Raw genomic sequence first — 7,388 nt, 5'->3', positions numbered from 1 at the left:
TCGCCCCAGCGAAGGCTGGGGCCTATGTCTCTCATCTCCACGGTGCCGTTTGCCACGGCAGAGATAGGCCCCAGCCTCCGCTGGGGCGACGGGAGAGACGCGGACGCGCGCCTGTATTGATGGTCGACCGCATCCGAAAGGATCGGTTGCCACGGCTTTGCGTTATCGGCTTGTCGACGACGCAAGAAGGATTGCCCCATATGCCGCCATACCGGACCTGGCTTGGTATTGCGGCTGGCCTGATCGCCCTCTCGGCATGCGGCCGGAGCGACGGCGGCGGCAACGCCACCACGCCGGATCAACTGTCGGACACGGCAACCGCACCATCCACCGCGCGCGACTATATCGCCCAGTTCATCACCGACGATCCCGACGCCTGCTTCCGCGAGGTCAGCCTTGAGCAGCCGAAGTTAACAGGCAAATCCGAAGCTCCCGCGATTTCCGGCGTTCCTACCCGCGTCGTCATCTTGATCGACGGATCGGGATCGATGGCCGCCCGGATCGGCGGGCGCACGAAGCTCGCTCTGGCTCGGGAGGCCGCGCTCGCCTTCATCGACGGACTGCCGCCCAGCACCGAAGCATCCCTGCTGGTCTTCGGGCAGCAGGGCGACAATCGCGAGACGGGCAAGGCACGCTCCTGCGCAGGCATCGACACCCTCGTTCCCCCCACGCAGGATCGCGCGGCGCTGCAATCCGCGGTCGGCCAACTCCGTGCTGTCGGCTGGACCCCGCTCGCCGCCGCTCTGTCGCGCGGTCAGGACTTGCTGAAGCGATCCGATGTCCGGGGCGAGCAGATCATCTACGTCGTGTCGGACGGGGAGGAGACCTGTGGCGGCGATCCGGTCGGCGTCGCAAGGCGCATCAATGGCGGCGCGACGCGGGCCATCGTCAACATCATCGGCTTCGGCCTGCCATCCCGCGAGGCGGCGGCGCTGCAGGCGGTCGCCTCGGCCGGCGGCGGCACCTTCGTCAATCTGCAGACCGAACAGGCGGTCGATCGGACGCTTGCAGCCGTACGCGAATCCAATCGTCATTCGGCGAATATGGTTCGGGCAAGCAATGCGGCGAGCGGCAATGCGGTGCGCTCGTCCGACGCCGCCAGCGACGCCGCGCTCTGCATCAGCAACATCGCCTCAAAGGAGTCGCTGCGTTTGAGCAACGATCTGTCGAGGCGCGGCACGGAGGGGCGGTATCCGTCATATGCGACGGAGGCGCTGAGGCTGATGCAGCAACGCCACGCCGATCTCCTCCAGCGCGAATCCGCCTTCAGCAAGCGGCTGATGCGCGACGACGAGAAGATGCGTGACGAGATCGATCGCGCCGAGGCGGCCGCGCGCTGATCAGGTCGGGCTCTTTCGAACGCGGCCAACTGCCAGCCTCACTCGCCCCATCCTCTCGAGAGGCAAGCCCGCAGCCCACATTACACCCGGACTTATCCAGAGATCATATGCGGGGCCTTCGCCAAACGCGGAACAGCAGGGCGAAGCCAAGGGCAAAACAACCCACCCCAATCCAGCCAGCGAAGAACGGCAGTTCGGCGACACAATGATCAAAACAGAATTCTGCAGGCGGCCGAACACCGAAAAATCGACTGAACTCCGACCAGTTCCCCATCACCGCAGCATAAATATAGGCGCGAACAATCGCTGCCTGGATGACCCAAGCAACTGCAGAAGCGACGAAAAGCAGGATCGCGCCTAGCAATCTTTTGTCTCTAGCCATGCCCTGCTCCGAGATTGCGGGCCTTGCATGACACTTGATATCGCGCCGATCAACCGACCGGCTATCCTCACCCCTCCCTCAACGCCCGCCGGAACAGCCATACGCGGATCGCGCTGGCGAGGTTGGGCAGGTCGTCCTGCTCGATCCGCTCGACGTCGATCCGCGCGACGAGGGCGTTGAGGGGAAGCCCCTCCTCCCCCGCTGCGCGGACCAGCGCGTCCCAGAAGATCGGTTCGAGCGTGATCGAGGTGGCGTGGCCCGCGATGCTGACCGATCGTTTCACCGGTCCAGACATCAGCGATCGACCATCAATACATGTGCTGGCCACCGTTGATCGACATGGTCGATCCGGTGATGAAGCCCGCATCCTCGCCGCACAGGAAGGTCACGCCGCGCGCGATCTCGTCGGCATGGCCAAGGCGGCCGACCGGCACCTTGGCGACGATCTTCGCCAGCACGTCCTGCGGGACGGCGGCGACCATGTCGGTGTCGATATAGCCCGGCGCGATCGCGTTGACGGTCACGCCCGCCTTGGCGCCTTCCTGCGCCAGCGCCTTGGTGAAGCCGTGGATGCCCGATTTGGCGGCGGCATAATTGACCTGGCCATACTGCCCCGCCTGCCCGTTCACCGAGCCCACATTGACGATCCGGCCCCAGCCGCGCGAACGCATGCCCAGGAACACGCCCTTGGCCATGTTGAAGCAACCACCCAGGTTAACGTCCATCACCTCTTTCCAATCCTGATAGGTCATTTTCAGGATGGTGCCGTCGCGCGTGATGCCGGCATTGTTGACCAGGATGTCGACCGGGCCGACTTCGGCCTCGATCTGTTCGATATTCGACTGGCAGGCATCGAAATCGCCGACATTCCACTTGCGGGCGATGATGCCGGTGCGATCGGTGAACTCCTGCGCCTTGGCGTCATTGCCGGCATAGTTGGCGACGACGGTGACACCCTTCTTCTGCAGGGCGAGGCTGATCGCCTCACCTATGCCACGAGTCCCGCCGGTAACGATTGCGACCCGTGCCATATTCACTCTCCCACAATGAGTTTCGAACCGAGCTTAAGAGGGCGCGAGCCAGCCATCAAGCTCACGAGTCAAGAGAATTTCGAACATTTCCAGACTGGCCGCCCCGTCATTGAGACAAGCCATGTAGGCGAAGTTTGTTCCACCCGCGGAAAGAAAAGTCTCGCGCCCGCGGATCGCGATTTCTTCCAGCGTTTCCAGACAGTCGGCGGAAAAACCCGGCGCGAACACCGCAACCTTCCGCATCCCCTGCCCCGGCAATGCTGCAAGGGTCGTATCGGTGGCCGGCTCTAGCCACTTGGCGCGTCCGAACCGTGACTGGAAGGTTACATTTAGCGGACGACCAAGGGCTTCACCCAACAGCCGTGCGGTCTCAAGGCATTGATCGGCATAGGGATCGCCCAGGGTTCGTGTCCGCTCCGGCATGCCGTGGAAGCTGGCGACCAGCATGTCGGGCACGAAATCGAGCGCGGCGAGGCTGTCCTCCACCGACGTCTTGAGCGCGGCGATATAGGCCGGGTCGGCATAATAAGGCGGCAGCGTGCGGATCGCGGGCTGCCAGCGCATCTCCCCCAGCGCCGCATAAGCCGCGTCCTGCACGCTCGCGGTCGTCGCCCCGCAATATTGGGGGTACAGCGGCGCGATCAGGATGCGATCGCACCCTTTCGCCTTCATCGCCGCCAGCCGATCGCCGATCGCGGGATTGCCATAGCGCATGGCGTAGTCGACCACCACGCGATCACCGAAATGCGCCGCGATCGCCGCCGTCTGCCGCTTCGTTATCGCGGCCAGCGGCGATCCCTCTTCGGTCCACACCTGTTGATAGGCGTGCGCCGATTTCTTCGGCCGGGTGTTCAGCACGATCCCGCGCAATATCGGCTGCCAGATGATCTGCGGGATCTCCACGACGCGCGGGTCCGACAGGAATTCGGCCAGATAGCGTTTCACCGCCGGCGCGGTCGGCGCGTCGGGGGTGCCGAGATTGACGAGCAGGAGGCCGATCATGCGCCCGTCACTCATGCATCTGCCAGACGCAGCGGCAGGTTGCGCAGGCGCTTGCCCGTCGCCGCGAAGATGGCATTGGCGATGGCGGGCGCGACCGGCGGCACCGCAATCTCGCCCGCGCCCCCCGCCGCATGCGGGGATTCGATCAGCTCGACCCGTATCTCGGGCGTATCGGTCAGCATCGGCAATCCCAGCCCGTCGAAATTTTGCGCCACGACCATCCCGTCATTGAGTTCGATCGGCATGCCGAACGCGTTGGACATGCCGAAGATGATCCCACCTTCGATCTGCTGCAGCACGATGTCCGGATGGATCACATGCCCGCAATCGACCGCGGCGCTGACGGTCAGCACCTTGACCATCTGATCGGCCGTCACCTCGACCTCGACCATCATCGCGACATGGCTGCCGAAGCAGCTATGGACCGCAATCCCCTGCCCGACGCCCGGCTGCCCGCCCTGCCAGCCGCCCAGCGCGGTCGCGGTCGTCAGGCAATGCGCCAGCCGGGGGGCGTTCGACAAAGCCGCCATGCGGAACGACAGCGGATCGAGCCCCGCCTGCAACGCCAGTTCGTCGGCAAAACTCTCATTGAAGAACGCCGTGTAGCTGTTGGCGACCGAACGCCACCAGCCCGTCCCCACCCCGGTCGTCGCGGCGGCATGGCTCACCGCCAGCGCGGGCGTCGCATAAGGCGGAGACGCACCTTCGACGGCGCCGCCCTCCGGCCCATGTTCGCCGGGCGCCTTCAGCTGCAATCGATCCTGCGCCTCGGCCTGGCTGGGCGGCGCGGCGATCGTAGCTTCCCACCCCGCAATCGTCCCGCCGGGGCCGATCCGCCCGCGCATCCGGCCCAGTGCAGGGGGCCGGAAGCGGCTGACGTGGATATCCTCGCGCCGGGGATAGACGAGCTGGACGGGCTTGCCCGCCTTCTTCGCGATGATCGCCGCCTCGCACGCCGCATCGACCTCGACCTTGCGGCCGAAGCCGCCGCCCAGCAGGGTCGGGTAAAGCGTCACCCGCGCCTCATCCATCCCCATCGTCTTGGCGACGGCGGCGCGGCAGATCCCCGCCGCCTGCGTCGGCACCCACACTTCCAGCCGATCGCCGGTGAAGCGCGCGGTCGCGGTCAGCGTCTCCATCGGCGCATGCGCGAGCATCGGCACCGAATAGGTCGCGGTCACGACATTGCTGCCGCCCAGCGCGCTTTCGATCTCGCCCTTCTCGACAAACGTCTTGGCGTTACCGCCCCCATTAAGCGTGGCATCGAGCGCGGCCTTGAGCGCACGCGATATCGTGATGTCGTTCGGGCGCGGGCCGGCGGTTTCGAAATCGGTCTGCAATTTCTGCAGGCCGGTATCCGCCGCCCACCAGTTCGTGCCGATCACCGCGATGAACTTCGGATCGATCACCACGCCCGCGACGCCCGGCGTCGCCTCGGCGTCGGCCAGCACATATTTGGCGGGCTTGCTGCCGCCATAGGGGCCGTGCGCGATCGAGGCATAGAGCATGCCCGGCAGGCGCACGTCCGCGCCGAAGCGCGCCGATCCATCCACCTTCGACGGCAGATCGAGCCGCGGCACCGAGGTGCCCACGATCGTGCGTTCGCCCGGCTCGCGCAGCGGCACCGGATCGGGCGGGGTAAGCGTCGCCGCCTCGGCCGCCAGTTCGGCGAAGCGCAGCCGATCCTCGCCGCGCACGACGAAGCCGTCCTTCGTATCGCACGCCGCCCAGTCGATCCCCCACCGTTTCGCCGCGACCATGCACAGCAGCGAGCGGGCAACCGCCCCCGCCTCGCGCAGCGGCGCTTCGAACGCGCGGATCGATGTGGATCCGCCGGTCAGGATCAAATTGCTGCGCATCGCGATCTCGCGCGCCGCCCAATGCGCGACGCTGCCCATGAAGGCGGGCACCTTCCCCGACAGCGCCTCTTCGATGATGAAGCTGTTGGCATAAACGGGCGACACTGGCGCCGGCTCGACGCCTACCGTCCGCCAGTCCGCGCCCAGCTCATCGGCCAAGATCTGCGGCAGCGAGGTATAGACGCCCTGCCCCATCTCCGCCTGCGGCACCGCGACGATCACGCGACCGTCCGCGCCGATCTTGAGGTACGCGCCGAAGATCGTCTCGCCGGGGGCGGCGGTCAGGTCGCTGCGATAGGTGCGCGGCCACAAGGCCCAGCCGACGACCAGGCCCGCGCCCACGCCGCCGCCGATCAGCAGCTTGCGCCGCGTGATCCCCTTGCCTTCCGATCCCCGTTTTTCGTTGGGTGCTTGCCCGTGCATCGGCCCATGATAGGGTCGGCCATCGCCCAAAGGAAGCGCGGAGGCTCGTGAAATGTCCTATTCCGGAAGCTGCCACTGCGGCGCGGTCGCCTTCACCGTCAACGCTGACACGCCAACCCAGGCGATGAGCTGCAACTGCTCGCACTGTTCACGCAAGGGCTTCCTGTTGAGCTTCGTGCCGGTCGAGCAATTCACCCTGACCTCAGGCGAAGCGGCGCTCAAAAGCTACCTCTTCAACAAGCATAATATCGAACACCGCTTCTGCACGACCTGCGGCACCCAAGCCTTCGCCCACGGCAAGATGCCCAACGGCTCCGAAGTCCGCGCCATCAACCTGCGCTGCGTTCCTACGATCGATATCGACGCGCTGGAGCTGCAGAAGGTGGACGGCGCGAGTTTTTGACCCTCCAAATCCTCTCCCGGAGGGAGAGGGGGACCACGCCAAAGGCGTGGTGGAGAGGTATTAGCCGGCAGCGATGGTCTAAGGGGCGAATACCCCTCCACCGGCTGCGCCGGTCCCCCTCCCCCTCCGGCGGAGGATTTTTTAGGGGGACTATCGTGACTGCGGAGGCTTCGCCGTCGCGATCATGGCAACCGGACGAACCGCTTCCCGAGCCAAGGTTGCCAGACCGTATCGATGGTAGCTCAGCGCATTTCCGTTCGAGATGAGGAGTGCGATGGCATTGTCGTCGATCAGTTCAGGCGCATCGAGTGCGGTTACGCCACGCGCCGCCCATGCCTGCTGGCCGGTCGCCACATTACCAATGAGGACGTCATATCTGGGCGTTGTCTCCGGCCTGTCGTCCCCGACAAGCGCCACATATGCCCGCCCAACCCCGTTGCCATCGTCAGCCGAGGCAGGAAGTATGTACCACTGAACCAGTTTCCGCTTGTTGTCTGGCAGGACATATCGGCTTTTGCCATTTCGAAGATCGATCAGCAGGACGTTGCGATCCTGCTGCTCAGAATAGGCGGCTGCATCGTTCGCCTGGGTTTTGATCGCCAAGAGCGACGTACCGCCAATTATCTTCGCATCGCTCAAGCTTGGCAGATTGTTAGCACTCTCAAATGCTGTCGGCCGTGCGGTCTCCTCGATCAAATGAGGCGTGCGCCCGATCACCTGCCATGCGCCGAAACCCAATAAGCCCAGTCCCATTGTGCCGCATAGCGCTACGACGAAGGCGTTGTAGCGCCATAGCTTCCGATACAATGAGCGCGGCACAGCGACCTCCCCAACGTCCCTTGCACGGCAGGCTAGCTTCATCGTCGCGGGACGCCAGTACAATCTCAGAGACCACATCCGAGCACGTCCGGGGTGACGCGCGCGGATCCCCCCGCTATGCCCCTCCCA

At 65.0% G+C, this 7,388-nt stretch carries 8 protein-coding genes; 2 read left to right on the top strand and 6 right to left on the bottom strand.

The genetic code is table 11. The annotated features are described in order from the left end of the window. Window positions 1-119 precede the first annotated feature (119 nt). A complete protein-coding gene (locus tag EOD43_RS17595) occupies window positions 120-1,340 on the top strand; it encodes a vWA domain-containing protein (RefSeq protein WP_127745327.1) in 1,221 nt (406 codons plus the stop codon). 103 nt (window positions 1,341-1,443) lie between these two features. Here EOD43_RS17595 and EOD43_RS17590 read toward each other — a convergent pair whose 3' ends face one another. From EOD43_RS17590 to EOD43_RS17570, 5 genes are all read right to left on the bottom strand, one after another. Further along, window positions 1,444-1,722: a hypothetical protein gene (locus EOD43_RS17590; protein WP_127745326.1), complete on the bottom strand. Its 279-nt coding sequence runs from the start codon at window positions 1,720-1,722 to the stop codon at window positions 1,444-1,446. A gap of 67 nt (window positions 1,723-1,789) precedes the next feature. Then, entirely contained in the window at window positions 1,790-2,017 is a 228-nt protein-coding gene (locus tag EOD43_RS17585; protein WP_127745325.1) for a ribbon-helix-helix domain-containing protein, read from the bottom strand. A 13-nt stretch (window positions 2,018-2,030) separates the two neighbouring features. Then, window positions 2,031-2,753, bottom strand: coding sequence for an acetoacetyl-CoA reductase (gene phbB, locus EOD43_RS17580; RefSeq protein WP_127745324.1), 723 nt, complete (start codon window positions 2,751-2,753; stop codon window positions 2,031-2,033). 33 nt (window positions 2,754-2,786) lie between these two features. After that, complete coding sequence (gene hemH / locus EOD43_RS17575; protein ID WP_240653304.1) at window positions 2,787-3,755, bottom strand: ferrochelatase; 969 nt, start codon at window positions 3,753-3,755, stop codon at window positions 2,787-2,789. An 11-nt stretch (window positions 3,756-3,766) separates the two neighbouring features. Continuing rightward, window positions 3,767-6,037, bottom strand: a complete 2,271-nt coding sequence (locus EOD43_RS17570) for a xanthine dehydrogenase family protein molybdopterin-binding subunit (protein ID WP_127745322.1) — start codon at window positions 6,035-6,037, stop codon at window positions 3,767-3,769. Window positions 6,038-6,089: 52 nt separating this feature from the next. Here EOD43_RS17570 and EOD43_RS17565 point away from each other — a divergent pair, with 52 nt between their 5' ends. Then, a complete protein-coding gene (locus tag EOD43_RS17565; RefSeq protein WP_127745321.1) occupies window positions 6,090-6,440 on the top strand; it encodes a GFA family protein in 351 nt (116 codons plus the stop codon). 150 nt (window positions 6,441-6,590) lie between these two features. On the opposite strand, the gene EOD43_RS17560 is transcribed toward EOD43_RS17565, so the two are convergent. Further along, complete coding sequence (locus tag EOD43_RS17560) at window positions 6,591-7,259, bottom strand: hypothetical protein (protein WP_127745320.1); 669 nt, start codon at window positions 7,257-7,259, stop codon at window positions 6,591-6,593. Window positions 7,260-7,388: the final 129 nt, after the last annotated feature.

This window comes from Sphingomonas crocodyli (genome assembly GCF_004005865.1).
GTDB classification, from domain to species: Bacteria; Pseudomonadota; Alphaproteobacteria; order Sphingomonadales; family Sphingomonadaceae; genus Rhizorhabdus; species Rhizorhabdus crocodyli.
The sequence above is the reverse complement of the archived record's forward strand: the minus strand, read 5'-3'. Positions and strand labels throughout refer to the sequence as shown.